The 24547-nt window shown below is 60.5% G+C and carries 24 protein-coding genes; 21 read left to right on the top strand and 3 right to left on the bottom strand.

What is annotated here, in order from left to right:
* The first annotated feature begins 45 nt into the window (after positions 1–45).
* Entirely contained in the window at positions 46–423 is a 378-nt protein-coding gene (gene pulS, locus HMPREF3178_RS13945; RefSeq protein WP_017144953.1) for a GspS family T2SS pilot lipoprotein variant PulS, read from the top strand.
* A 29-nt stretch (positions 424–452) separates the two neighbouring features.
* Here the strand turns inward: pulS and gspB are convergent, their stop codons facing one another.
* Positions 453–977 carry a type II secretion system assembly factor GspB gene (gspB, locus tag HMPREF3178_RS13940; protein WP_017144954.1) on the bottom strand — a complete coding sequence of 175 codons (525 nt, stop codon included), beginning with the start codon at positions 975–977 and terminating at the stop codon, positions 453–455.
* A gap of 71 nt (positions 978–1048) precedes the next feature.
* A complete protein-coding gene (gene pulA / locus HMPREF3178_RS13935) occupies positions 1049–4321 on the bottom strand; it encodes a pullulanase-type alpha-1,6-glucosidase (RefSeq protein WP_017144955.1) in 3273 nt (1090 codons plus the stop codon).
* A 352-nt stretch (positions 4322–4673) separates the two neighbouring features.
* Here pulA and gspC point away from each other — a divergent pair, with 352 nt between their 5' ends.
* From gspC to HMPREF3178_RS13870, 13 genes are read left to right on the top strand one after another with little or no spacing between them, the layout of a single operon-like run.
* Complete coding sequence (gene gspC, locus HMPREF3178_RS13930; RefSeq protein ID WP_017144956.1) at positions 4674–5513, top strand: type II secretion system protein GspC; 840 nt, start codon at positions 4674–4676, stop codon at positions 5511–5513.
* A complete protein-coding gene (gene pulD, locus HMPREF3178_RS13925) occupies positions 5514–7496 on the top strand; it encodes a GspD family T2SS secretin variant PulD (protein WP_004107980.1) in 1983 nt (660 codons plus the stop codon).
* Entirely contained in the window at positions 7493–8986 is a 1494-nt protein-coding gene (gene gspE, locus HMPREF3178_RS13920) for a type II secretion system ATPase GspE (RefSeq protein WP_070585236.1), read from the top strand. Before pulD ends, gspE begins: the two co-directional genes overlap by 4 nt.
* 1 nt (position 8987) lies before the next feature.
* Positions 8988–10190: a type II secretion system inner membrane protein GspF gene (gspF, locus tag HMPREF3178_RS13915; RefSeq protein ID WP_017144958.1), complete on the top strand. Its 1203-nt coding sequence runs from the start codon at positions 8988–8990 to the stop codon at positions 10188–10190.
* A gap of 20 nt (positions 10191–10210) precedes the next feature.
* Positions 10211–10633 carry a type II secretion system major pseudopilin GspG gene (gspG, locus tag HMPREF3178_RS13910; protein ID WP_004107983.1) on the top strand — a complete coding sequence of 141 codons (423 nt, stop codon included), beginning with the start codon at positions 10211–10213 and terminating at the stop codon, positions 10631–10633.
* The gene (gspH, locus tag HMPREF3178_RS13905; protein WP_017144959.1) at positions 10633–11145 is read left to right on the top strand and encodes a type II secretion system minor pseudopilin GspH; all 513 of its coding nucleotides are present in this window, start codon (positions 10633–10635) and stop codon (positions 11143–11145) included. Before gspG ends, gspH begins: the two co-directional genes overlap by 1 nt.
* Positions 11142–11507, top strand: coding sequence for a type II secretion system minor pseudopilin GspI (gspI, locus tag HMPREF3178_RS13900; protein WP_004110668.1), 366 nt, complete (start codon positions 11142–11144; stop codon positions 11505–11507). Before gspH ends, gspI begins: the two co-directional genes overlap by 4 nt.
* Positions 11504–12100: a type II secretion system minor pseudopilin GspJ gene (gene gspJ, locus HMPREF3178_RS13895; RefSeq protein WP_004110660.1), complete on the top strand. Its 597-nt coding sequence runs from the start codon at positions 11504–11506 to the stop codon at positions 12098–12100. Before gspI ends, gspJ begins: the two co-directional genes overlap by 4 nt.
* The gene (gene gspK / locus HMPREF3178_RS13890; RefSeq protein WP_017144960.1) at positions 12097–13077 is read left to right on the top strand and encodes a type II secretion system minor pseudopilin GspK; all 981 of its coding nucleotides are present in this window, start codon (positions 12097–12099) and stop codon (positions 13075–13077) included. The genes gspJ and gspK overlap by 4 nt, the downstream gene beginning before the upstream one ends.
* A complete protein-coding gene (gspL, locus tag HMPREF3178_RS13885; RefSeq protein WP_017144961.1) occupies positions 13070–14266 on the top strand; it encodes a type II secretion system protein GspL in 1197 nt (398 codons plus the stop codon). Before gspK ends, gspL begins: the two co-directional genes overlap by 8 nt.
* The gene (gspM, locus tag HMPREF3178_RS13880) at positions 14259–14744 is read left to right on the top strand and encodes a type II secretion system protein GspM (RefSeq protein ID WP_016808874.1); all 486 of its coding nucleotides are present in this window, start codon (positions 14259–14261) and stop codon (positions 14742–14744) included. The genes gspL and gspM overlap by 8 nt, the downstream gene beginning before the upstream one ends.
* A complete protein-coding gene (locus HMPREF3178_RS13875; protein WP_017144962.1) occupies positions 14734–15492 on the top strand; it encodes a type II secretion system protein N in 759 nt (252 codons plus the stop codon). The genes gspM and HMPREF3178_RS13875 overlap by 11 nt, the downstream gene beginning before the upstream one ends.
* A 2-nt stretch (positions 15493–15494) precedes the next feature.
* Positions 15495–16292: a prepilin peptidase gene (locus tag HMPREF3178_RS13870; RefSeq protein WP_017144963.1), complete on the top strand. Its 798-nt coding sequence runs from the start codon at positions 15495–15497 to the stop codon at positions 16290–16292.
* Positions 16293–16388: 96 nt separating this feature from the next.
* Here the strand turns inward: HMPREF3178_RS13870 and hrpB are convergent, their stop codons facing one another.
* Positions 16389–18818, bottom strand: coding sequence for an ATP-dependent helicase HrpB (gene hrpB / locus HMPREF3178_RS13865; protein ID WP_017144964.1), 2430 nt, complete (start codon positions 18816–18818; stop codon positions 16389–16391).
* A 72-nt stretch (positions 18819–18890) separates the two neighbouring features.
* On the opposite strand from hrpB, the gene thpR reads away from it, so the two are divergent.
* The 7 genes from thpR (at position 18891) to panB (ending at position 24541) form a co-directional block, all read left to right on the top strand.
* Complete coding sequence (gene thpR, locus HMPREF3178_RS13860; protein WP_004108002.1) at positions 18891–19427, top strand: RNA 2',3'-cyclic phosphodiesterase; 537 nt, start codon at positions 18891–18893, stop codon at positions 19425–19427.
* On the top strand, positions 19427–20143 hold the full coding sequence (gene sfsA / locus HMPREF3178_RS13855; RefSeq protein WP_004110646.1) for a DNA/RNA nuclease SfsA: 717 nt from the start codon (positions 19427–19429) through the stop codon (positions 20141–20143). The genes thpR and sfsA overlap by 1 nt, the downstream gene beginning before the upstream one ends.
* A gap of 164 nt (positions 20144–20307) precedes the next feature.
* Entirely contained in the window at positions 20308–20763 is a 456-nt protein-coding gene (gene dksA, locus HMPREF3178_RS13850; RefSeq protein WP_004098689.1) for an RNA polymerase-binding protein DksA, read from the top strand.
* 60 nt (positions 20764–20823) lie between these two features.
* The gene (gene gluQRS, locus HMPREF3178_RS13845) at positions 20824–21705 is read left to right on the top strand and encodes a tRNA glutamyl-Q(34) synthetase GluQRS (protein WP_017144965.1); all 882 of its coding nucleotides are present in this window, start codon (positions 20824–20826) and stop codon (positions 21703–21705) included.
* Between the two features lie 51 nt (positions 21706–21756).
* Positions 21757–23154: a polynucleotide adenylyltransferase PcnB gene (pcnB, locus tag HMPREF3178_RS13840; RefSeq protein ID WP_071530249.1), complete on the top strand. Its 1398-nt coding sequence runs from the start codon at positions 21757–21759 to the stop codon at positions 23152–23154.
* Positions 23151–23630, top strand: coding sequence for a 2-amino-4-hydroxy-6-hydroxymethyldihydropteridine diphosphokinase (folK, locus tag HMPREF3178_RS13835; RefSeq protein WP_004108010.1), 480 nt, complete (start codon positions 23151–23153; stop codon positions 23628–23630). Before pcnB ends, folK begins: the two co-directional genes overlap by 4 nt.
* Positions 23631–23749: 119 nt before the next feature.
* On the top strand, positions 23750–24541 hold the full coding sequence (gene panB / locus HMPREF3178_RS13830; protein ID WP_004108012.1) for a 3-methyl-2-oxobutanoate hydroxymethyltransferase: 792 nt from the start codon (positions 23750–23752) through the stop codon (positions 24539–24541).
* Positions 24542–24547 lie beyond the last annotated feature (6 nt).

Raw genomic sequence — 24547 nt, 5'->3', positions numbered from 1 at the left:
TATTTGTTAAACTGTCAGCCAATTAATTTTTCTGCTTAATAGATTATGCGCAACTTTATTATATTTCCGCTTATGGCGGTTGCCCTGATCTCAGGCTGTCAGCAAAATCGTCAGACAACCCTGAGTCCTGCGGTTAGCGGTGAGGCTCAGCTTGAGCAGCTTGCCTCCGTCGCCGCCGGGGCGCGCTATCTGAAGAATAAATGCAACCGCAGCGATCTGCCTGCCGATGACGCAATTAACCGTGCGGCAATAAACGTCGGTAAAAAACGCGGATGGGCAAATATTGATGATAATCTGCTGAGCCAGCGCAGCGCGCAGCTATATCAACAGCTCCAGCAGGATAGTACCCCGGAAGCCACAAAATGCAGCCAGTTTAATCGCCAGCTGGCGCCATTTATTGATAGCCTGCGCGGCAATAAATAGCGGTTATTTTAATTCCGCTCGCGCTATTTTTATTCTCCCTGCGGACTCTCCTCAATCGTCCCGCCCGGCCAGTCATCCAGCGCCGCGAGGGTAAACGTTTTACCGTTGAAGCTAAAGACGGTGAGATCCTGCTGGATCTGCTCGATAACCAGATTCGCCAGCGGCGAGTCGCCCTCCTTCCAGGATTGTCCGTTTAATACAATGCTGCGTTTCTCCGCCAGGGTGGCGTAGACGTGCGCGCTGTAGCGCAGAGGCGGCAGATGATCTTCATCGATCGGCGCCTCCGCAACGGCCTGCGTTTCTGGCCCGGCTTTAACCGGCTTGACGGCAGTTTCGACCGCCGGTTGATTCAGCGGCACTAACGCCGCATGGGCTACCGGCTGCGTTATCGGCTGCGGGACGGGTTTATTCCGCCACTGCTCGCCGCCAAACCAGCCGAGCGCAATCAGCAGCGCGGCATACAGCGGTACGGTCACGCAGGGAATTTGCACCATTTTTCCGCCCCCCGCCGGGGGATTGGACGGCGGGTACGGTTCTTGTTCACGAACAAGCACGGTTTTCTCCTTAATCAGGACACGCCATCCCGGCCCGCGGTTTGTACGCCGCGGGCCGGGAGGTTAAGGTCTTACTTGCTGCTGACCGGCAGCCCCGCGCCCTGAGCATCGCCCTGCGGCATTTCCAGCACCGCCACCGCCCATGCCGGCAGGGTGACCGTGCCGTCTGCGGCAATCTGCACGCCGTGAGCCAGCGAATTTTCGCCCGCCGCCTGCTGGATCGCGCTCAGCTGCAGCGTCTCACCGGCAAACTCATTTAGCGTACGGCTTTCCGGCGCAGCGTTGATCGCCACCACCAGGCCGTCAAGACGGCTATCCAGACTGGCGCCCGCTTTCACCCCGTCATCCACGGTCATAATCAGCAGACCGGCCTGCTGGTCTGAACCAGTATTACGGAAATCAACGCGCTTCATCACCGCGCTGCCCTCACCTAAGGTGAACAGCGGCGAGGATTTACGCAGCTCGGTCAGCTCCTGGTAGAAGGCGGTCATCTGCTTCAGCTCCGCTTCGCCCGGAGCGGCAACCATATCTTTGACGCGCGAAATCACGTCATAGTTACTGCCGTCATCGCTGATGCGCGGCATACCAACGTTGTAGTTATTGTCCTGCAGGGAATAATCCACGCGGTTAAACCAGTCGCCGGAGTCGTAGGAGTCGCGGGTAAAGGATTTCGAGCGCAGCAGTTCAGAACCCTGCTGGTCGAAAGCGATCCCCTGCCCGAGCATCACCGTCGCCAGCGAAACGGCCTGCATGCGAACGCGGGTCGCCAGGTCGGCTTCCTGGGACGCTTTATAGCTGATCATATCCCACATCGTCTGGTTGTCGTGCTTCGAAACATAGTTGACGACTTCCGTCGGATCTGCGGCATAGCCGCCAGGCGCGCCGTTATAGTCAATTTCGCTGCCTTTCTTCACCGCGCCGTCTTTGTCGATCATCACAAAGTCAGCAAGGTTACCGGCCATCCCCAGACGGGTCAGATCGGCCAGATGACGGACCTGATCATCGTTCAGGCTGGTGAGCTCGTTTGGTAATACGCCAGCGCCGCTGCCAACGCCCTGGTTTTGACGCAGCGCATCGCCGGAATCAAACGGGCCGCCGCCGCGCACGGAGTCGCGCAGACGATCGGAGAACGTCCCGATACCGGTGCCTTTCAGATTGATCTGCGAGGCGATTTCAAAGCGGTCGCTCTGGTTTGAATCCCAGCCTTCACCAAAGAAGTAGATGTCCGGATTCAGGGCTTTAATGCGCTCCCACGCCGAGAGAATTTGCGCTTTCGGATGATAGCCCATCAGATCGAAGCGGAAACCATCGATTTTATAATCCTTGGTCCATACCGCCAGCGAGTCGGCAATCAGCCTGGCGAACATCCGATGCTCCGGCGCAGAGTCGGAACAGCAGGTGGCGGATTCAACGCTGCCGGTGGTTTCATTCAGACGCTGATAGTACCAGGGCACTATCTTATCCAGCACCGACGTGCGGTCGGTCGGACCCGCGGCATTGGTGTGGTTATATACCACGTCCATGATCACGTTCATCCCCAGATCCTGCTTGATCGCCTGAATCATGGTACGGAACTCTTTGATGCGCGTCGTGCCTTCCGGATCGGTCGCGTAGGATCCTTCCGGAACCGTGTAGTGGAACGGATCGTAGCCCCAGTTATAGGAGTCGGTCTGCGCCACCAGCGTATTCAGCGCCTGTACCTGCGGATTATCCTGGCTATCGCTCTGCCTGAGCTGGTTCAGCACCTCCTCCACGGTGGAGCCGCTGTCGCAGTATCCGGCGAATTCACTGCTTTTCACCGCGCTGTTCACTTCGCACAGGCGGCTGAACGGCTGCTGAATATCGGCGACTTTGTCACTGAACTCGTTCACCGTCGCCAGATCGAAGACCGGCAGCAGCTCGATGTGCGTGACGCCTGAGGCGGAGAGCTTCTTCAGATGCTGTACCATATTGCTGTCGCCGGCGGTCAGCGCGAGATATTTACCGCGCAGTTCGGCCGGAACGGTCTGGTCCCAGGCGGAGAGATCGCGAATATGCGATTCATGGATCGTCATCTTCGCTAAATCCGCTTTTGTCTTCTGGGCATGCGGCATCGTCAGGCTATCCCAGCCGTCAGGCTTCAGGGCGCTGTCGTTGAGATCGACCACCTGGCTGTACTCCGAGTTGGTCGACAGGCTATGCGCATACGGGTCGGTGACTTCATACTGTTCAACCTTGCGCGACTGCGGGTGATAAACCGTCATCGCATAGCGGTAGAACGCGCCTTTCAGATCGCTGCCCCCCTGCCACGACCACGCGCCGGAAGCGCTGTCGCGGGTCATAGGATGGCTGCCAATCACTTTTTTGTCCGCGCTGTAGACCACCACATCCACCAGCTGAGCAGTCGGCGCCCAGACGCGGAAGGTGACGCCGCCGTCGGTCAACTGCGCGCCGTAGCTCAGCGCTTCCGCCGCTTCGGCATAGGTGTCATCCAGGACGCCCGCCGTCTGCACCTGGGTGGCGGAAATCAGGATCCCGTCCTCTGCGGCGGCAATGGCGACCGTTTCGCCCTGCAGCAGCTCGTCAACGTTCGCATTGTCCGGCAGCTTAAAAGCCGCATAGCTGGAAAGATGCGGGAAACGCATGCTGACCTGCTGATTGACCGTAGTCGGCGTCAGTTTCAGGTAACGGTCGGTAAATTTGCCTTCGCCATCCGCTGCCACTTTACTGCTGTGGCTGTAGTAGAGGCGCACGATGGGCTTGTCCTGTCCGCCCGGCCACAGCAGCGTATTTTTATCGACCCAGTGGGCTTCGGCCAGCGCGACGCCAAAAGCGGCGCGGAAAGCGTCGGCGCGGGAGTCATAGACCGCGCTGTTACCGGCGATCACCGATACGGTACGATCGGTGAAGTCGCTAAACGCCACCCGCAGATCGCTATCGATCAGTTTATTGGTGCCGTCGCGAACGATGACGTTGATACAACCGCTCTCTTTGTTGAGCGGAATCACCCAGTACGGGCCATATTTATCGCTGCCGCTCGGGGTGGTGCTGACGTCATTCCAGTCCGCTACCGGCGCGCTGAGCGCATCGCAGGTTTCGTTATTCCACAGATAGAGGTTTTTGCTGCTGTAGTCCGCCGCGTTGTTGCTGGTGATGCCGGCAATATCCACCAGGTGGATGACCGCCTGGTTTTCTGCCGCCGTGGCCGCTTCGCCGGGTACGGCAACGTCAGGTAAACGTACAACCACATCCTGATTACCAGGAGTGTCGGGATTTCCAGAGGAAGAAGAAGAGGATCCGTTATCGCAGCCGCTAAGTAAAACCAGCGATCCCAGAACCAGGGCATTACGGGTATATCTGAGCATTCGATAGTCCCTATACATGCTGATTAAATTATATGAAGTGATATATACGCGAAACTATTCCTGGCGCACTTAAGCACCATAAAAAAATAACGAGCATATCTTTAAAGCGTCGATAATTAGATATTCTTGCTCTCTCCGGTTCAATCATCCGTTCGCTCATTGTGTGGGGGCGTAGGCGGCCGGAGGAGAAAAAATAAAAAGGGAATGACGACCGCAATAGCCAAACTCTTTATCATTCGCAGCGACCTACGCAGATTCCCGCAATAAGCACGCTCACCATAAAAAAATCCCCACCAATATCGGTAGGGCGGTACCTTTTACTGAGGGAAATAGAATGAGCAAAGGAATAAAAATGCCTAATTCCGTGATGAGATTAACAATATCAAATAAAAAAATAATTAATTACGTGCCTCATATTGTGACGTTCATCATATTATTTTTTATCTGCCAGCAGCTCGCCCAATTAACCTGGAAAATAATTCTCCCGGTAAACTTTACGGATAACGCATTAAGCTCTGCCGATACGACGGTGCCCGCCGCGCCCTCCCCGGAAACGGCGCTGCCGCGCTTTACGCTATTTGGCGTGGCGGAGAAAACGCCCTCCTCCGCAAACGGCGACAATCTCGAGCAGGCGCCCGTTTCGGCGCTCAAACTGCGCGTAACCGGCCTGCTCGCCAGTACCGATCCCTCTCGCGCCATTGCTATCATGATGAAGGGGAATCAACAGGTTAGCCTCGGGATTGGCGATAACACGCCGGGCGGAGAGGCGAAAATTGTCGCCATTTTCCCCGACCGCCTGATAGTTAATTACCGCGGCACAAATGAGGCTATCCCGCTGTTTAACGACCCGCCCGCCGCCGGCAAAATTAGCGCCGCGCCGCCAGCCGGCCAATTGGCGCAGGAGCTCCGCGCGCAGCCGCAAAATATTCTTCATTACCTCAATATTTCGCCGGTCATGGTCAACGACAAGCTCAGCGGATATCGCCTGAATGCGGGAAAAAAACCGGCGTTATTTCGCCAGGCGGGTCTCAAGGAAAACGATCTGGCGATTGCCCTGAACGGCCTGGATCTCCGCGATAAAGAACAGTCTCGCCAGGCATTAGCTCAGCTACCGGAATTAACCGAAATAACCCTTACCGTTGAACGCGACGGCCAGAAACAAGATATTTCTCTAGATCTGAGGGATGAATAATTGATCATCACCAACGTTACCCGCCCATTTTTCCTGACGCTGCTGATATTCGCCGCGCTGATATTCAAACCGGCCGCGGCGGAAGAGTTTTCCGCCAGCTTTAAGGGCACCGACATTCAGGAATTTATCAATACGGTCAGTAAAAACCTGAATAAAACGGTCATTATCGATCCCAGCGTACGCGGCACCATTACCGTACGTAGCTACGATATGCTCAACGAAGAGCAATATTATCAATTTTTCCTCAGCGTCCTCGATGTCTATGGCTTCGCGGTGATTAATATGAATAACGGCGTCCTGAAAGTCGTTCGTTCGAAGGATGCGAAAACCGCCGCGGTGCCGGTGGCGAGCGATGCCGCACCGGGTACTGGCGATGAGGTCGTCACCCGCGTCGTGCCGCTGACTAACGTCGCCGCCCGCGATCTGGCGCCGCTGCTGCGCCAGCTTAACGATAACGCCGGCGCGGGCAGCGTGGTGCACTATGAACCCTCCAACGTCCTGCTGATGACCGGCCGCGCGGCGGTGATCAAGCGTCTGTTGACCATCGTCGAACGCGTCGATAACGCCGGAGACCGCAGCGTGGTGACCGTTCCCCTCTCATGGGCCTCCGCCGCCGATGTGGTCAAGCTGGTGACTGAACTCAACAAAGATACCAGCAAATCGGCCCTGCCCGGCTCGATGGTCGCCAACGTGGTGGCCGACGAGCGCACCAACGCGGTGCTGGTCAGCGGCGAGCCCAACTCTCGCCAGCGGATCGTCGCCATGATTAAGCAGCTCGACCGCCAGCAGGCGACGCAGGGCAACACCAAAGTGATCTATCTGAAATACGCCAAAGCCGCCGACCTGGTCGAAGTGCTGACTGGCATCAGCAGCACGATGCAGAGCGAAAAGCAGGCCGCGAAGCCGGTGGCGGCGCTGGATAAAAATATTATTATCAAAGCGCACGGACAGACCAACGCCCTGATTGTCACCGCCGCCCCTGACGTGATGAACGATCTTGAACGGGTAATCGATCAGTTGGATATCCGCCGTCCACAGGTGCTGGTGGAGGCGATCATCGCCGAAGTGCAGGACGCTGACGGTCTTAACCTCGGCATCCAGTGGGCCAATAAAAACGCCGGGATGACCCAGTTCACCAACAGCGGTCTGCCAATATCTACGGCCATCGCCGGGGCCAACCAGTACAACAAAGACGGCACCGTCAGCAGCTCCCTGGCCAGCGCCCTTAGCTCCTTCAACGGCATTGCCGCCGGCTTCTACCAGGGCAACTGGGCAATGCTGCTCACCGCACTCTCAAGCAGCACCAAGAACGATATTCTCGCCACGCCGAGCATTGTCACCCTCGACAACATGGAGGCCACCTTTAACGTCGGCCAGGAAGTCCCGGTGCTGACCGGCTCGCAAACCACCTCCGGCGATAACATCTTCAATACCGTCGAGCGTAAAACCGTCGGCATCAAGCTGAAGGTAAAGCCGCAAATTAACGAAGGCGATTCGGTCCTGCTGGAGATCGAACAGGAGGTTTCGAGCGTGGCGGATGCCGCCTCCAGCACCAGTTCGGATCTCGGCGCGACCTTCAATACCCGTACGGTGAATAACGCCGTACTGGTCGGCAGCGGCGAAACGGTGGTCGTCGGCGGCCTGCTGGATAAAAGCGTCTCCGACACCGCCGATAAAGTCCCTCTGCTCGGCGATATCCCGGTGATTGGCGCGCTGTTCCGCTCCACCAGCAAAAAGGTCTCCAAGCGCAACCTGATGCTGTTCATTCGTCCAACGGTGATCCGCGACCGAGACGAGTACCGTCAGGCTTCATCCGGGCAGTACACCGCGTTTAACGACGCCCAGAGCAAACAGCGCGGCAAAGAGAACAACGACGCGATGCTGAGTAACGATCTGCTGGAGATCTACCCGCGCCAGGATACCGCCGCGTTCCGCCAGGTCAGCGCCGCCATCGACGCGTTCAATCTGGGAGGCAATCTATGATGCCCGCCGCTGAACGACGTCCGCTGCTCCCCTTCAGCTACGCCCGCGCGCACAACGTGATGCTCCTGAGCAACGGCGCAAGCTGCGAGGTTTTCTGCCTTGCCGCCACCGCGCCGCAGGCGCTGCTGGAAGCTCGCCGGGTGGCCGGGATGCCGTTCAGCCTGGAACGACTGGAAGCAGAGGCGTTCGAAAAGCTGCTGGTGCTGAGCTATCAGCGCGACTCCGTCGAGGCGCGGCGCATGATGGCGGATATCGGCAACGAGCTGGATCTGTACACCCTTGCCGAAGAGCTGCCGGACACCGACGATCTTCTGGATAGCGAAGACGACGCGCCGATTATCCGCCTGATTAACGCCATGCTCACCGAGGCTATCAAAGAGAAAGCGTCGGATATTCATATCGAAACCTATGAACGCCACCTGCAAATTCGCTTTCGCGTCGACGGCGTACTGCGCGAAATCCTGCGCCCCCAGCGCCGCCTCGCCGCGCTGCTGATCTCGCGCATTAAGGTGATGGCGAGCCTTGATATCGCCGAAAAACGCATTCCTCAGGATGGGCGCATGGCGCTGCGTATTGGCGGACGCGCCGTCGATGTCCGCGTCTCCACCCTGCCGTCGAGCTACGGCGAACGCGTGGTGCTGCGTCTGCTCGATAAAAACAGCGTTAATCTCGACCTGCTGACCCTCGGGATGCCGCCCGCGCTGCTCCAGCAGGTAGATGGACTGATCGCCCGCCCGCACGGCATCGTGCTGGTGACCGGGCCGACCGGCTCGGGAAAAAGCACCATCCTCTACGCCGCGCTAAGCCGCCTCGATGCCCGCGAGCGCAACATCATGACCATTGAAGATCCTATCGAATATGAGCTGGAGGGCATCGGTCAGACTCAGGTTAACGCGAAAGTCGATATGACCTTTGCCCGCGGGCTGCGCGCCATTTTGCGCCAGGACCCTGACGTGGTGCTGGTGGGCGAAATCCGCGACGGCGAAACGGCGCAAATCGCCGTTCAGGCCTCGCTAACCGGCCATCTGGTGCTCTCAACGCTGCATACCAATAGCGCGCTGGGCGCCATCTCGCGCCTGCAGGATATGGGCGTCGAGCCTTTTCTGCTCTCCACCTCGCTGCTGGCGGTGATGTCGCAGCGGCTGGTGCGCCGGCTCTGCCCGCACTGTCGCCAGCAGGAGCCGGCCAATGCCGATACCGCCCGCCAGATGGAGATCGCCCCCGGCACGGCGCTCTGGCATGCCCGGGGCTGCGCCGAGTGCGGCTTTACCGGCTATCGCGGACGTACCGGCATTCACGAACTATTGCTGGTGGACGATCGCGTGCGCATGGCTATCCACCGCGGCGAAAACGAGGTGACGCTGATCCAACAGCTGGGAACGGACTATGTCACCCTACGCCATGCCGGGCGGGAAAAGGCGCTGGCGGGGCTCACCAGCTGGCAAGAGGTCCTGCGGGTCACCGAACAGCAGATCGCGGAGGCCTCCTGACATGGCGCTTTTTCGCTATCAGGCTGTTGATGAAAAGGGTAAAACCCGGCGCGGCATCCAGCAGGCGGACTCCGCCCGCCACGCGCGCCAGCTGCTGCGGGATAAGAACTGGCTGGCCCTGGATATTGCCCCGGCTGCCGGCGGCGGGCAACCGCGCTTTATCCGCCGGACTAACGCCCGCGATCTCGCCCTCGTCACCCGCCAGCTGGCGACGCTGGTCGCCGCCGCCATCCCGCTGGAAAAAGCGCTCGACGCGGTGGCCCAGCAGTGTGAGAAACCGCAGCTGAAAACCCTGATTGCCGGCGTGCGCGGCAAAGTGCTGGAAGGCCACGCGCTGGCGGAAGCGATGCGCGGCTACCCTGGCTGCTTCGACGCGCTCTACTGCGCGATGGTCGCCGCCGGCGAAGCTTCCGGCCATCTTGATGGCGTACTGAACCGGCTGGCGGACTATACCGAACAGCGCCAGCAGCTGCGCGCCCGGCTGCTGCAGGCGATGATTTACCCCATCGTGCTAACCCTGGTGGCGGTCAGCGTGATCGTCATTCTGCTGTCGACGGTGGTGCCGAAGGTTGTCGAGCAGTTTATCCACCTTAAGCAGGCGCTGCCGTTTTCTACCCGTCTGCTGATGGCGATGAGCGATATGCTGCGCGCCGCCGGTCCGTGGCTGCTGCTCGCCGCCATGCTCATGGCTCTGCTGCTGCGCTACCTGCTGCGGCAGCCGGCAAAGCGGCTGGCCTGGCACAGACTGCTGCTGCGCCTGCCGTTGATTGGCCGGGTCGCGCGCAGCGTTAACAGCGCCCGCTACGCCCGTACTCTGAGCATTCTCAACGCCAGCGCCGTTCCGCTGCTGCTGGCGATGCGCATCAGCGCGGAAGTATTAAGCAACGCCTGGGCTAAGCGCCAGCTCGAAGCCGCCAGCGACGCGGTACGCGAAGGCGTCAGCCTGCATCGCGCGCTCGAAATGACCCAGCTTTTCCCGCCGATGATGCGCTATATGGTCGCCAGCGGCGAACAGAGCGGCGAGCTCAACGACATGCTGGCGCGCGCGGCAGATAACCAGGACCGGGATCTGAGCGCGCAAATTCAGCTGGCCCTCAGCCTGTTTGAACCCCTGCTGGTAGTGGCGATGGCCGGCATGGTGCTGTTTATCGTCCTCGCCATTCTGCAACCGATACTGCAACTCAATACCCTGATGAGTATGTAATTGTTCTAATGGAGAAAAATATGCAACGACAGCGCGGCTTCACCTTACTGGAAATCATGGTGGTGATTGTTATCCTCGGCGTACTCGCCAGCCTCGTGGTGCCCAATCTGATGGGCAACAAAGAAAAGGCCGATCGGCAAAAAGTAGTCAGCGATCTTGTGGCGCTCGAGGGGGCGCTGGACATGTACAAACTGGACAACAGCCGCTATCCCACTACCGAGCAGGGGCTGCAGGCGCTGGTCAGCGCGCCATCGGCCGAGCCGCACGCGCGCAACTATCCCGAAGGCGGCTATATTCGCCGTCTGCCGCAGGATCCCTGGGGCAACGATTACCAGCTGCTAAGCCCCGGCCAGCATGAACAGGTCGATATTTTCAGCCTCGGGCCGGACGGCGTGCCGGAGAGCAATGACGATATCGGCAACTGGACGATTGGGAAAAAATAGTGCGACAGCGCGGCTTTACGTTGCTGGAAATGATGCTCATTTTGCTGCTGATGGGCGTCAGCGCAGGCATGGTGCTGCTGGCCTTTCCCGCCTCGCGCGATGATAGCGCGGCGCAGACCCTGGCGCGCTTTGAGGCGCAGCTGCGCTTTGTCCAGCAGCGAGGTCTACAAACCGGTCAGTTTTTTGGCGTCTCGGTGCATCCCGATAGATGGCAGTTTCTGGTTCTGCAAGCCCGCGAAAGCCATGAGCCCCCCTCTATCGGCAACGACTGGAACGGCTATCGTTGGCTGCCTCTAAGCGCCGGACGCGTCGCCACTTCGGGTAACGTCATCGGGGACAAGCTACGCCTCGCTTTTCCGCAGGGCGAGGCCTGGACGCCGGGCGACAACCCCGATGTGCTGATCTTTCCCGGCGGGGAGATGACCCCCTTTCGGCTGACCGTCGGCGAAGCCACGGGTATCGCGTTTAATGCGCGCGGCGAAAGCCAGCCTCAACCGCAGGAGGCGCCATGAAAAAGCAGGCCGGCATGACGCTAATAGAAGTGATGGTCGCGCTGGTGGTCTTCGCCCTTGCCGGGCTGGCGGTGGTGCAGGCCACGCTCCAGCAAACCCGCCAGCTGGGGCGAATGGAGGAGAAAATTCTGGCCGGCTGGCTGGCGGATAATCAGCTGGTGCAGCTACGGCTGGAAAATCGCTGGCCCGCGCTGAGCTGGTCGGAAACCACGGTGCAGACGGCGGGCGTCAGCTGGCACATTCGCTGGCAGGGCGTGGAAACCGACCTCCCGCAGCTGCGGGCGCTGGACGTCGAGGTCCGCCATGCCAAAAGCGAAAAGATGCCCGTCTCTTCGCTGCGCACCTACGTGACGCCGCCATGATCCAGCGAGCTCGCGGATTTACCCTCGTTGAAATGCTGCTGGCGTTGGCCATCCTCGCCGCGCTCAGCGTCGCTGCGGTCACGGTGCTGCAAAATGTGATGCGCGCCGATACGCTCACCCGCGATAAAGGCGAGCGCATCCAGACGCTGCAGCAAACGTTCAGCCAGATGGCGGCGGACTTTAGCCAAATCATTCCCCGCCGTAGCCGCGACAGCGCGAGCCTGTTTTTTGCCGGACGCTTTCAGCTCGGCAGCGACGACTGGGCGATCGCTTTTAGCCGCAACGGTTGGCCCAACCCTCTGGGGCTTCTGCCGCGTTCGGAAATTCAGAACGTCAGCTACCGCCTGCGCGGCAGCCACCTGGAGCGCCTGAGCTACGACCAGCAGGACCCGCTGCCAGGTAGTCTGCCCACGGTGACCGTTATGCAGCGCAACGTGCAGGCGTTTCGTCTGCGCTTTTACGCCAGCGGCCGCTGGCTGGATGAATGGCAGCAGCCGCAGAGGTTGCCCCAGGGGCTGGAGGTCACCCTGACGCTGGAGCCATACGGCGAGATCCGAAGGCTGTTTCTGCTTACGCCGGGAGGCAGCCAATGAATACCCGCCAGCGCGGCGTCGCCCTGCTTATGGTGCTGCTGATCCTCGCTCTGATGATGGTGCTGGCGAGCGCCATGACCGAGCGCAGCGCGCGGATGTATCAGCAAACCGCGACGACCCTCGATAACCTGCAGGCCAAATGGTACGCGCTGGGGGCGGAAACCCTGGCGGCGGCGTTGCTACAACGCGACGCGCTCGACTCGCCGAACCAAACCCATCTGGCGCAGAACTGGGCCCAGCAGGGGCGACGTTTTACGCTCAATGACGGCGAGATCTACGCCACCCTAAGCGACGCGCAGGCCTGCTTCAACCTCAACGCCATTAACCAGCTCAGCGGCGACGAAAGCGTTGAAATCCCTTATCCCGCACAGGTTTTTACCCGACTGCTGGAGAACCTCGGCAGCGAGCCGCTGCGCGCCTTACAGCTGACCGCCGCCCTGCGCGACTGGGTGGACAGCGATCGCCAGCCGCTGCTGAACGGCGCGGAAGATGAAGTCTATATGGCGCAATCCCCCGGCTATCTGAGCGGCAATCAGCCGCTGCAGGATGTCAGCGAACTGCGCCTGCTGGCCGGGATGGACGCGACGCTCTATCAGCGTCTGCTGCCCTACGTCTGCGCGCCTCCGGACGAGACGCTGCAGGTGAACGTCAATACCCTGCAGCCCGCTCAGGCCGCGCTACTGTCGGCGCTCTTCCCGGCTGAACTCACCCTTGCCGAAGCCCGGCAGCTGCTGCAGGCGCGCGCGGCCACCGGCTGGAGCAGCGTCGCCGCTTTCCTGTCGCAGCCGATACTACAAAAAACCGATACCGCCGCCGCGCGTCCGTGGCTGACGGTGCGCAGCGAGCGTTTTATCGCCACCTTCAGCGTAGTGATGGGCAGCGCCCGCTATCAGCAACGTAGCCTCCTGCAAAAGCAGGGGCGAACCTTCGGCGTCGTCCAGCGGCGCTATGGAATCTATTGGGTAGCCGATGAATAACCACCATACCTCTTCCGCCACCGTGCTGATTATTCGCCTCAATCCTGATGCCGCGACGGCGATATGGCGGCTGGCCGCGCCGGGCGACGAGGCGCAGAGCGGAGAATGGCATCCTGACGCTGGCGATCCGACGCTCAACCTGCTGGCGCAACATTATCCGGCCTGGGTGCTGGTGCCCGCCAGCGACTGCGCGTTTCATCGCGTTACTCTGCCCGCCGGCGTGCGCCGAAATGCGCAGCAGGCCCTGGCGTTTTTACTCGAAGAACAGCTGGCAACAGAGGTCGAGGAGAGCCATTTTGCCCTGCTCCACCGGGATAAAAGCGATTGTGCCGTGGCGGTGGTCGGGCGGGAGAAGATGCGCGCCTGGCAGGCCTGGTGCGAACAACTCGGACTCAACGTGCTGGCACTGACGCCGGATGCCCTAACCCTGCCGCACAACCCAACCGGCTGGAGCGCCGTACGCTGCGGCGAGCAGTGGCTGTTTCGCCACGATTCGGAGAGCGGTATGGCGGTGGAAACCTCATGGCTCGGCGAACTGCTGGTTCACTGGCCTGACCTCGCGCCCATCGCCTGCTACTCGCCGCCGCCGGATATTGCCGCACCGTGGCAACCTCTGCCGACGCAGGATTTGCTGGAGCTGGCGGCGAGCAACCCGCAGGCGCGTAAAACCTGCTTATGCCAGGGCGATTTTGCCCCTGAACGCCGCCGGGCGCCGACGCCCCGACGCTGGCGCCCGGCTCTCGCCGCTGCGCTGGCGCTACTGCTGCTGTGGAGCGGGAATCGCCTCCACGATCATCTCGCGCTGGCGCGCCAGGCCGACGCCGCGGTACAGGCCAGCCGTGACTTTTACCGCCAGTGGTTCAAAAGCGAAAAAAACCTCGTCAATCCACGTCTGCAAATGCAGCAGCATCTGCGTCGGCTGGCAAGCACAAGCGCCCGGCCGGCGCTCATCTCGCGGCTCGGCGCTCTGCAGCAAATCATTGCTGAAACGCCGGGCATTCGCCTGCGCACCCTGAGCTATGATGCCGGGCGCAACGCGCTGCAGCTGGAGATATCCGCCGTCTCATCGCAGGCTCTGGAGCAGTTCAGCCAGCGGGCGCGGGCCGGCTTCCGCGTGCAGAGCGGGGAAATGAAACCGCACGCCGACGGTATTGAAGGGCGTCTGACGCTGGAGGATAACGATGCATAACCTGATGACCTTATGGCAACAGCGTACGCGCCGCGAACGGCATCTGCTGCTGGGCATGGGCGTGATGCTGATTATCGGCCTGGTCTATTACGCTTTATGGCAGCCCTGGCAAAGTCGCGAGACGCAGTGGCGGCAAACGCTGACCCGGGAGCAGGCCAGTCTGCAGTGGATGCGCCAGCAGACTCCCCTTCTGCAGCAGCTTCGCCAGCAGAAATCGCCTGCCGCGCCGCAAGAGCCATCAACGGTGATTATGCGCGAAGCCGCCCGCCACGGGATCGCCATCGTTCGCCTGCAGCCGCAGGGAGCTCGCCTGGGCCTTAGCGTGCAGCCCGCCGATTTTCAGGCGCTGATGGCATGGCTCGACGCGCTGGGGCAGGCGGGGATGACCACCGTTACGCTGACGGTGGCCGCCGTGGCGCAGCAGCCCGGCCGGGTCACCGTCACTACGCTGGTGCTGGAGCGCAGCGATGAAAAATAGACTCACTATCGGCCTGCTGCTGGCGGCGGTCTATCTCTTCTGGCTGCTGCTTAGCGCGCCGGCGAGACTGCTGGCCCTGGCGCTGCCGGAAGGCGCGCGGCTCGGCGAAACCACGGGCACCCTGTGGCAAGGAGAAGCCCGTCAGGCCAGCTGGCGCGGTTTTGACATCGCCCATTTACGCTGGGAGTTTGGCTTTTCGTCGTGGCTTCCCGGCTGGCATATCGCGTTTAGCGCCCCCTACGGCCTGCGCGGCCAGGCCTGGCTGCACGGCCTGAACGAGTTTGTGGTGCGCGAAGGCCGACTCGTGATTCCGGCCCGGACGATCGGCCAGCGGCTGGCGCTCGGGATACCGCTGGAAGCTCGTGGCCAGGTGATGCTGACGCTACCGGAAGCCCGTTTTAACGCTGGCGGCTGCCGACAGATAAGCGCGGGCGCCGTGCAGTGGCAGGATGCGGCGCTCACCTCCCCCGCCGGTTCGCTCGAACTGGCCCAGGTTAGCGGCAAACTAAGCTGCACCCCGGCGGGCGCGCTGGCTATCGCCCTGACCCAGGATTCCCATCAGCTTAGCCTCACCGGACAGGGCGTTCTGACGCCCGACGGGCGCTATACGTTTAACGGCATGCTGCAAACCCGTCAGGCGGCTCCGGCGCTGCTGACGCTGCTGGTTGCGCAAACCGGCCGTAAAGATAAGCAGGGGCGCACGCCGTGGCAGTGGCAGGGACAGTGGCTATCCGAGGAGAAAAAATAGCCGTGGAAAACATCGCATTGTTACCCGAGTTCGCCGCGCAATTCCCGTTAATCTGGGGCGGTTTTTTATTCTTGTCCGGACTGGCGTTCGGCAGCTTTTTTAACGTCGTTATCCATCGTTTACCGCTGATGATGGAGTACACAGAGGGAGTGAATCTCTGCTTCCCCGCATCATTCTGTCCGCGGTGCCGTCAGCCCATCGCCTGGCGGGACAATATCCCGCTGCTGAGCTTTTTATGGCTCAAGGGGCGTTCGCGCTGCTGCGGGCGACCGATTTCACGTCGCTATCCGCTGATGGAGCTGGCGACCGGCGCGCTGTTTATGCTGGTCGGGTACCTGATCCCTGCGGGCATGCCGCTGCTAGGGGGGTTAATTTTATTGTCGCTGCTGCTGATCCTCGCCGCCATCGACGCGCAAACGCAGCTGCTGCCTGACAGGCTGACTCTGCCGCTGCTGTGGGCCGGGCTGCTGTTCAATCTTACCGATCTCTTCGCGCCGCTGGCGGAGGCGGTCGTTGGCGCGATGGCCGGGTATCTATCGCTGTGGTCAGTGTACTGGGTGTTCCGTCTGCTGACCGGTAAAGAGGCGCTGGGCTACGGTGATTTCAAGCTGCTGGCGGCGCTCGGCGCGTGGCTCGGCTGGCAGGCGCTGCCGCATACGCTGCTGCTGGCTTCCGCCAGCGGCCTGATCTGGACGCTACTGCAGCGCCTGGTAACCCGTCGCTCGCTCGAACAGCCTCTGGCCTTCGGCCCCTGGCTGGCGCTGGCGGGCGGCGGCATCTTTTTGTGGGGCCAGGTATAAAATATCCCCTGCTCGCGCTGCGCTTAGCAGGGCTACGGGCGGTGCTGGTCGGGTAGCCGGGTAAGGCGTTTACGCCGCAACCCGGGAACTCTCCGGCTACGAATACTTTTTGGTGCGGCGGGTCGGGGCGGTATTGGCCGGATCGTCGGGCCAGACGTGCTTCGGATAGCGCCCTTTCATCTCTTTTTGTACCTCGCGGTAGCTCCCCTGCCAGAATGCGCCTAAATCACGGGTGATCTGCAGCGGGCGCTGCGCCGGCGAAAGCAGCTCCAGCACCAGCGGCACCCGCCCCTGGGCGATAGTCGGAGTGGTCGCCTCGCCAAACATCTCCTGCATTCGCACCGCCAGCGCCGGCGGGTTTTCATCGTGATAGCGAATCGCAATGCGGCTACCGGTCGGCACCGTATAATGCGTGGGCAGCTCGCTGTCCAGCTTCTGGCGCAGCGGCCACGGCAGCCAGTTTTGCAGCGCCTGACGCACGTCCAGCGCCTTCAGAGCCCGCAGCGAATGGACGCCCGCCATCTGCGGCAGCAGCCACTGTTCAAGCGAGGCCAGCAGCGACGCCTCATCAACGGCCGGCCACGCCTCCTCCGGCAGCCACTGCGCCGCGCAGTGCAGCCGCAGACGCAGCTGCTCCGCCTCCGGCGTCCAGTTGAGCACGTTCAGTCCCTTCTCGCGGATCCCATTAAGCATCGCCTGATGCAGCTCCTCTTCCGCTGGCTTCGCCAGCGGCTGGGTCTTGATGACCAGGCGTCCGATACAGGTGCGCCGCCAGGCCTTCAGCGTGCCTGGCGCCTCATCCCACTCGACGATATCGGAACGCCGGACCAGCGCCGGACACTGCTCAATCAGCGCGTGAATATCGACTGGCAGCGCCAGCAGGATCCGCGCATCTGGCGATGCGCTCCCCTGCAGCAGCAGCGGCGCAATCAGCCATTCGTGGCGGCTCAGGGCATCATCGGCGTCAAGCATCGCCCCCATCCCGTTAGCCAGCTGGTAGCGCCCCTCCTGACCGCGACGATGGGCGATACGGTCGGCAAAAGCGGAGGCCAGCAGCGCCGCGATGCTGTCGGCGTCGGGCTGACCGCCGCGAACCGCCAGCCTTTTCATCAGCTGCTGCGCCCGCTGCTGCCAGTTGCCCTGCTGACGGGCAAACGCCGCGCTGAGATCGCTATTGCCGCCGCGCGGCGGCTCTTCAAGGATCGCCGCCAGCTTAGCCGCCGTGGCGGCGCCATCGGCATCCTCCGCGGCCGTCAGCATTGCCGCCAGACGCGGATCGTTACCTAACGCCGCCATTTTGCGCCCGTGCGCCGACAGCCGGTCACCTTCCAGCGCAGAAAGGTCAGTGAGCAGACGCCGGGCCGCCGCCAGGTTGGTCGCAGGCGGCAGATCCAGCCAGCTGAGCTGGGCCGGGTCCTGACATCCCCACTGCAATAGCTCCAGCAGCAGCGACGACAAATCGCTTTGCAGGATTTCCGGGTCGCCCTGCGCCGCCGCGCGCTCGGCCTGCTCCTTTGCCAGCAGATGCAGGCAGATACCCGGCTCCAGACGCCCGGCTCGACCGGCGCGCTGGGTCATTGAGGCCTGGCTGATGCGCTGCGTCACCAGGCGAGTGAGCCCGGTCCGGGCGTCAAAGCGCGCGACTCGCTCCTGAGCGCTATCCACCACCAGCCGAATCCCCTCGATGGTCAGACTGGTTTCGGCGATGTTGGTTGCCAGCACCACTTTGCGCATCCCGGCTGGCGCAGGCAGTATCGCCTTACGCTGCTCGCTCAGGGGCAACGCGCCGTACAGCGGGCACAGCACAACATCGCTCGCCACCCGCTCCGCCAGCCGCTCCTGCACGCGCTGAATTTCTCCTACCCCGGGCAGAAACAGCAGCATTGAGCCGTTCTCGCTACGCAGCAGCTCTGCGGCGGCTATCGCCACCGCCTCGTCAAAACGCTGATGAGTCGGCAACGGCAAAAAACGCCGTTCAACCGGAAACGCGCGCCCTTCGGAAACGATAACCGGCGCCTCCGGCAGCAGCTTCTGCAGGCGTTCATTGTCCAGCGTCGCCGACATAATCAGCAGCTTAAGATCGTCGCGCAGTCCCTGCTGGACGTCGAGCAGCAGCGCCAGCGCCAGATCCGCCTGCAGGCTGCGTTCGTGGAATTCATCAAGGATCGCCAGCCCCACGCCGCTCAGCTCAGGATCGCGCTGGATCATCCGCGTTAAAATACCTTCGGTCACCACTTCGAGACGCGTGTTCGGCCCGACGCAGCTCTCCGCGCGCATGCGATAGCCCACCGTCTCGCCGGGCTTTTCTCCCAGCAGTTCCGCCAGCCGCTGCGCCACGTTACGCGCGGCCAGCCGCCGCGGCTCCAGCAGGATTATGCGTCCGTTGATTTTACCTTCGGCGAGAATTTGCAGCGGCAGCCAGGTGGATTTCCCGGCGCCGGTTGGCGCGTTAAGCAAAACCTGCGGCGCATGCTGCAGGGCAGAGAGAAGTTCAGGGAGGACGGCGGCAACCGGCAATGAGGACACGAAGCGCTCCGGGGGTTAACATGTGAGGGCAAGCATTGTAGCATCCCGATAATTCATTACCGAGTCTCTATCATGTCCGAGCCGAAAAGGCTGTTTTTCGCCATTGAACTTCCTGGAGAAGTTCAGCAGCAGATCGTTCACTGGCGCGCCGCCAGCTTTCCCGAGGATGCGGGTCGACCGGTGGCGGCGGCTAACCTCCATCTGACGCTGGCCTTTCTTGGCGAAGTGAGCGCGGACAAGCAGCGGGCGCTGTCTGCAATGGCCGGACGGATCCGCCAGCCGGGCTTTACCCTGACGCTTGACGATGCCGGGCAGTGGCTACGTTCGCGGGTGGTGTGGCTGGGTACTCGTCAGCCGCCGCGCGGGGTTTTGCAATTAGCGAATATGCTGCGCGCCCAGGCCGCCCGCAGCGGCTGCTATCAAAGCCCGCAGCCGTTTCATCCGCACATCACCCTGCTGCGCGACGCGCGCCACGCGGTGCCTATTCCGCCGCCCGGATTTAGCTGGGCGTTTGCGGTCAACGAATTTGTTCTCTACCAATCCAGCTTTAGCCGCGGACGCACCCGCTATCAGGCGCTGGAACGTTACCCTTTCGACAAGGAAAGCTGATGCTGTTCACTCCTCCCCTGCAGTCCGCCATCCTGATTAAACGTTACAAACGGTTTCTCGCCGACGTCATGACCCCGGATGGACGCGAGCTGACCCTGCACTGCCCCAATACCGGCGCCATGACCGGCTGCGCCGCGCCGGGCGACACCGTCTGGTATTCCACCTCAGATAATCCTAAACGCAAATATGCTCACACATGGGAATTAACTGAAACCGTCGAAGGCGCGACAATTTGTGTTAATACTCTACGTGCTAATACGTTGGCGAAAGAGGCGATTCTGGCAGGTAAAATTCCCGAGCTTGTAGGCTACAACACGCTGAAAAGCGAAGTGAAGTATGGTGATGAAAGCAGCCGTATTGATATTCTGTTACAAGCAGATGGCCGACAAAACTGCTATATTGAAGTGAAATCGGTTACGTTGGCGGAAAAGGAATACGGTTATTTCCCCGATGCGGTCACCGAGCGCGGCCAGAAGCACCTGCGGGAGCTGATGAGCGTGGCGGCGGCGGGCGATCGGGCGGTGATACTGTTCGCGGTGCTTCATTCCGCGATCGACCGTTTCTCTCCCGCGCATCATATTGATGCCAGATACGCACAGCTATTGATTGAGGCGCAAAACAAGGGGGTGGAAATTCTCGCGTACAAGGCGGAACTTTCTACCGAGATGATGACTCTGAATAAGCCAATTACCGTGGTGTTAACCCCCGGTAAATAAACGGCTAAATAGTATTCGGGTCGCGAGCGCAAATACGCTTTTCCTCACAGGGTTGTCAAGTGTAACGTTTAGATAATTGCTATCCGGAAAAGCATCTGCTATTTATAGCGGCCTGATTTTTCCCCCAACACGGGGATCGATAGTGCGTGTTAAGGAGAAGCAACATGCAAGAAGGGCAAAACCGTAAAACATCGTCCCTGAGTATTCTCTCCATCGCTGGGGTGGAGCCGTACCAAGTGAAGCCGGGCGAAGAGTATATGAACGAAGCCCAGCTGGCGCACTTCAAGCGCATTCTTGAAGCGTGGCGTAATCAACTTAGGGATGAAGTGGATCGCACCGTAACGCATATGCAGGATGAAGCTGCTAACTTCCCGGACCCGGTAGACCGTGCCGCTCAGGAAGAAGAGTTCAGCCTGGAGCTGCGTAACCGCGACCGCGAACGTAAACTGATCAAAAAGATCGAGAAAACGCTGAAAAAAGTCGAAGACGAAGATTTCGGCTTCTGTGAATCTTGTGGCGTCGAGATTGGTATCCGTCGTCTGGAAGCGCGCCCGACCGCCGACCTGTGCATTGATTGCAAAACGCTGGCGGAAATTCGCGAAAAACAGATGGCAGGCTAATCACTTCGCTGATGCATCTCTGGCGGGAGCTTTCTCCCGCCCTGATGCTTTAGTCATATCATGAAAGATTCACACTATATCGGGCGCTTTGCCCCCTCACCCTCCGGTGAACTCCACTTCGGCTCATTAATTGCCGCGCTTGGCAGCTATCTGCAGGCTCGGGCGCAGAACGGTATCTGGCGCGTGCGCATTGAAGATATCGATCCGCCGCGTGAAGTCCCCGGCGCCGCTGAAACTATCCTTCGTCAATTAGACCACTACGGCCTGCACTGGGACGGAGAGGTACTCTGGCAGTCAAAACGTCACGAAGCCTATCGCGAGCGCCTGGCCTGGCTGCGCGAGCAGGGCCTCTGCTACTACTGCACCTGCACCCGCGCGCGTATCCACGGTATGGGCGGCATCTACGACAGTCACTGCCGGGATTTACGCCTCGGCGCGGAAAACGCCGCTCTGCGTCTGCGGCAAACTCGTCCAGTCCTTGAATTTTATGACCAGCTGCGCGGCACCATCGTTGCCGACGAGCCGCTGGCGCGCGAAGATTTTATTATCCATCGCCGCGATGGGCTGTTCGCCTATAATCTGGCGGTGGTGGTGGACGATCATTTTCAGGGCGTCAGCGAAATCGTCCGCGGCGCCGATCTTATCGAACCAACGGTACGGCAGATTTCTCTCTATCAGCATTTTGGCTGGCAGGCGCCGGATTATATCCATTTACCGCTGGCCCTCAACGCGCAGGGCAATAAACTGTCGAAGCAAAACCACGCTCCGGCACTGTCTGAGGGCGACCCGCGGCCAGAAATTGTGCGGGCGCTAACGTTTCTTAATCAGGATGTCATTCAGGAATGGCAGACGCTGAGCATTGAGGATTTACTCAAGTACGCGATAGCGAACTGGCGGCCGGAGCAAATCCAGCATTCTCAAATGCGTTCCGCTGAGCTATGATTAGCCGCTATTTTTTTGTCCTGAAGTCCGTCTGACACTACGAGGTGTACCATTTTTACCCGAGTCGCTAATTTTTGCCGTAAGGTGCTAAGCCGTGAAGAGCGCGAGGCAGAAGCCGCCGTCGAACAACTACATATGACGGTTATCCCGCGTGAGCAGCATGCAATTTCCCGCAAAGATATCAGTGAAAATGCCCTCAAGGTCATGTACAGACTCAACAAGGCGGGCTACGAATCGTGGCTGGTCGGCGGCGGCGTACGCGACCTGCTGCTGGGCAAAAAACCCAAAGATTTTGACGTCACCACCAACGCGACCCCGGAACAGGTGCGTAAGCTGTTCCGCAACTGCCGTCTGGTCGGCCGTCGCTTCCGCCTGGCGCACGTGATGTTCGGGCCGGAAATTATCGAAGTCGCGACCTTCCGCGGCCATCATGAAGGCCACACCACCGATCGCGTCACCTCCCAGCGCGGCCAGAACGGCATGCTGCTGCGCGACAACATTTTCGGTTCGATTGAAGAAGACGCCCAGCGTCGCGACTTTACCATCAACAGCCTCTATTACAGCGTGGCGGATTTTACCGTCCGCGACTACGTCGGCGGCATGAAAGATCTGCAGGATGGCGTTATCCGCCTGATCGGCGATCCGGAGACCCGCTATCGTGAAGATCCGGTGCGGATGCTGCGCGCGGTGCGTTTTGCGGCGAAGCTCGGCATGAGCATCAGCGAAGAGACCGCCGAACCGATCCCACGCCTGGCGACGCTGCTGCACGATGTGCCGCCGGCGCGTCTGTTTGAAGAAGTCCTGAAGCTGCTGCAGGCCGGCGACGGATATCAAACCTATATCCTGCTGCGCGAATATAATCTGTTCCAGCCGCTGTTCCCGACCATTACCCGCTACTTCACCGAGCGCGGCGATAGTCCGATGGAGCGTATCATCAGCCAGGTGCTGAAGAATACCGATAACCGTATTCGCAACGACATGCGCGTTAATCCGGCGTTCCTGTTCGCGGTGATGTTCTGGTACCCGCTGCTGGAAACCGCGCAGAAAATCGCTCAGGAGAGCGGGCTGGCCTACTACGATGCCTTCGCGCTGGCGATGAACGACGTGCTGGACGAAGCCTGCCGTACGCTGGCGATCCCGAAACGCATCACCACTCTGGTGCGCGATATCTGGCAGCTTCAGCTGCGGATGTCCCGCCGTCAGGGCAAACGCGCGTGGAAGCTGATGGAGCATCCAAAATTCCGCGCCGCATACGATCTGCTGGAGCTGCGCGCCGGCGCCGAGAACAATGGCGAACTGCAGCGCCTGACCAAATGGTGGGGCGAGTTCCAGGTCGCCGCGCCGCCGGCTCAGAAAAATATGCTGGATGATTTAGGTGACGATCCGGCTCCACGTCGTCGCAACCGCCGTCCGCGTAAACGCGCGCCGCGTCGCGAAGGTAGCGCATGACGCTTGCTTATATCGCTATCGGCAGCAATCTGGCCTCTCCGCTGGAGCAGGTTAACGCTGCCGTCAACGCGCTGGCGGAGATTCCTGACAGCCGGGTGATAAGCGTTTCCTCTTTCTACCGTACACCGCCGCTGGGGCCGCAGGATCAGCCTGACTACCTCAACGCCGCCGTGGCGCTGGAAACCTCTCTCGCCCCAGAGGCGCTGCTCGACCACACTCAGCGCATCGAGCTGCAGCAGGGCCGTACCCGTAAAGCTGAACGCTGGGGCCCCCGCACGCTGGATCTCGATATCATGCTGTTCGGCGAGGAAGTGTTGAATACTCCGCGCCTGACCGTGCCGCACTACGATATGAAAAACCGCGGCTTTATGCTGTGGCCGCTGTTTGAAATTGCGCCTGAGCTACGTTTCCCCGACGGTTTGGCATTGCGCGATGTTCTGGCCACTCTCGGCGCAGAAAAACCCGCTAGCTGGTAATACCCCTTCATTTTTTAGCAATTACGGCGATCGTGGTAATCGGTTGCCTAAAACCATTGCCCCCCTGAATGCGGCTGCTAGAATGCCGGTTAAAATGACTTTCATCATCAGGAAACGTTATGAAACCGACCACTATCGCCCTGCTGCAGAAATGCAAACAGGAGAAGAAACGCTTCGCCACTATCACCGCCTATGACTACAGCTTTGCAAAGCTGTTTGCCGATGAGGGTATCAACGTGATGCTGGTCGGCGATTCGCTGGGCATGACGGTACAGGGCCACGACTCCACCCTGCCGGTGACCGTAGAAGATATCGCCTACCATACCCGCGCGGTGCGCCGGGGCGCGCCAAACTGCCTGCTGCTCGCCGATCTGCCGTTTATGGCTTACGCCACGCCGGAACAAACCTTCGAGAACGCCGCCATCGTGATGCGCGCGGGGGCCAATATGGTCAAAATCGAGGGCGGCGCATGGCTGGCGGATACGGTGAAAATGCTCGCCGAGCGCGCGGTACCCGTATGCGGACACCTCGGGCTGACTCCCCAGTCGGTGAACGTCTTCGGCGGTTATAAAATTCAGGGGCGCGGCGATGCCGGGCAAGTTCTGCTGGATGATGCGCTGGCGTTAGAAGCGGCGGGCGCACAGCTGCTGGTCCTGGAGTGCGTGCCGGTCGAGCTGGCGAAACGCGTCACCGAGGCGCTCACCATCCCGGTAATCGGCATCGGCGCGGGCAACGTCACCGATGGACAGATCCTCGTGATGCATGACGCCTTTGGTATCACCGGTGGTCACATTCCCAAATTTGCCAAAAATTTCCTGAGCACAGCGGGCGACATGCGCGCCGCGGTACGGCAATATGTTGCCGAAGTGGAGTCCGGTGAATATCCGGGCGAAGAACACAGTTTCCATTAAGGAGTA

This window comes from Klebsiella sp. HMSC09D12 (assembly GCF_001808475.1).
In the GTDB taxonomy this organism is placed as follows: Bacteria; Pseudomonadota; Gammaproteobacteria; order Enterobacterales; family Enterobacteriaceae; genus Klebsiella; species Klebsiella oxytoca.
Note: the sequence above shows the minus strand (reverse complement) of the source record. Positions and strands in the feature narration are given on the sequence as shown.

Excerpts from the sequence above, each read along its gene's own strand:
- pulS (WP_017144953.1), top strand. The coding sequence starts at position 46 with ATGCGCAACTTTATTATATTTCCGCTTATGGCGGTTGCCCTGATCTCA.
- pulA (WP_017144955.1), bottom strand. The coding sequence starts at position 4,321 with ATGCTCAGATATACCCGTAATGCCCTGGTTCTGGGATCGCTGGTTTTA.
- gspC (WP_017144956.1), top strand. The coding sequence starts at position 4,674 with ATGCCTAATTCCGTGATGAGATTAACAATATCAAATAAAAAAATAATT.
- gspE (WP_070585236.1), top strand. The coding sequence starts at position 7,493 with ATGATGCCCGCCGCTGAACGACGTCCGCTGCTCCCCTTCAGCTACGCC.
- gspF (WP_017144958.1), top strand. The coding sequence starts at position 8,988 with ATGGCGCTTTTTCGCTATCAGGCTGTTGATGAAAAGGGTAAAACCCGG.
- gspG (WP_004107983.1), top strand. The coding sequence starts at position 10,211 with ATGCAACGACAGCGCGGCTTCACCTTACTGGAAATCATGGTGGTGATT.
- gspI (WP_004110668.1), top strand. The coding sequence starts at position 11,142 with ATGAAAAAGCAGGCCGGCATGACGCTAATAGAAGTGATGGTCGCGCTG.
- gspJ (WP_004110660.1), top strand. The coding sequence starts at position 11,504 with ATGATCCAGCGAGCTCGCGGATTTACCCTCGTTGAAATGCTGCTGGCG.
- gspK (WP_017144960.1), top strand. The coding sequence starts at position 12,097 with ATGAATACCCGCCAGCGCGGCGTCGCCCTGCTTATGGTGCTGCTGATC.
- gspL (WP_017144961.1), top strand. The coding sequence starts at position 13,070 with ATGAATAACCACCATACCTCTTCCGCCACCGTGCTGATTATTCGCCTC.
- gspM (WP_016808874.1), top strand. The coding sequence starts at position 14,259 with ATGCATAACCTGATGACCTTATGGCAACAGCGTACGCGCCGCGAACGG.
- HMPREF3178_RS13875 (WP_017144962.1), top strand. The coding sequence starts at position 14,734 with ATGAAAAATAGACTCACTATCGGCCTGCTGCTGGCGGCGGTCTATCTC.
- thpR (WP_004108002.1), top strand. The coding sequence starts at position 18,891 with ATGTCCGAGCCGAAAAGGCTGTTTTTCGCCATTGAACTTCCTGGAGAA.
- sfsA (WP_004110646.1), top strand. The coding sequence starts at position 19,427 with ATGCTGTTCACTCCTCCCCTGCAGTCCGCCATCCTGATTAAACGTTAC.
- dksA (WP_004098689.1), top strand. The coding sequence starts at position 20,308 with ATGCAAGAAGGGCAAAACCGTAAAACATCGTCCCTGAGTATTCTCTCC.
- gluQRS (WP_017144965.1), top strand. The coding sequence starts at position 20,824 with ATGAAAGATTCACACTATATCGGGCGCTTTGCCCCCTCACCCTCCGGT.
- folK (WP_004108010.1), top strand. The coding sequence starts at position 23,151 with ATGACGCTTGCTTATATCGCTATCGGCAGCAATCTGGCCTCTCCGCTG.
- panB (WP_004108012.1), top strand. The coding sequence starts at position 23,750 with ATGAAACCGACCACTATCGCCCTGCTGCAGAAATGCAAACAGGAGAAG.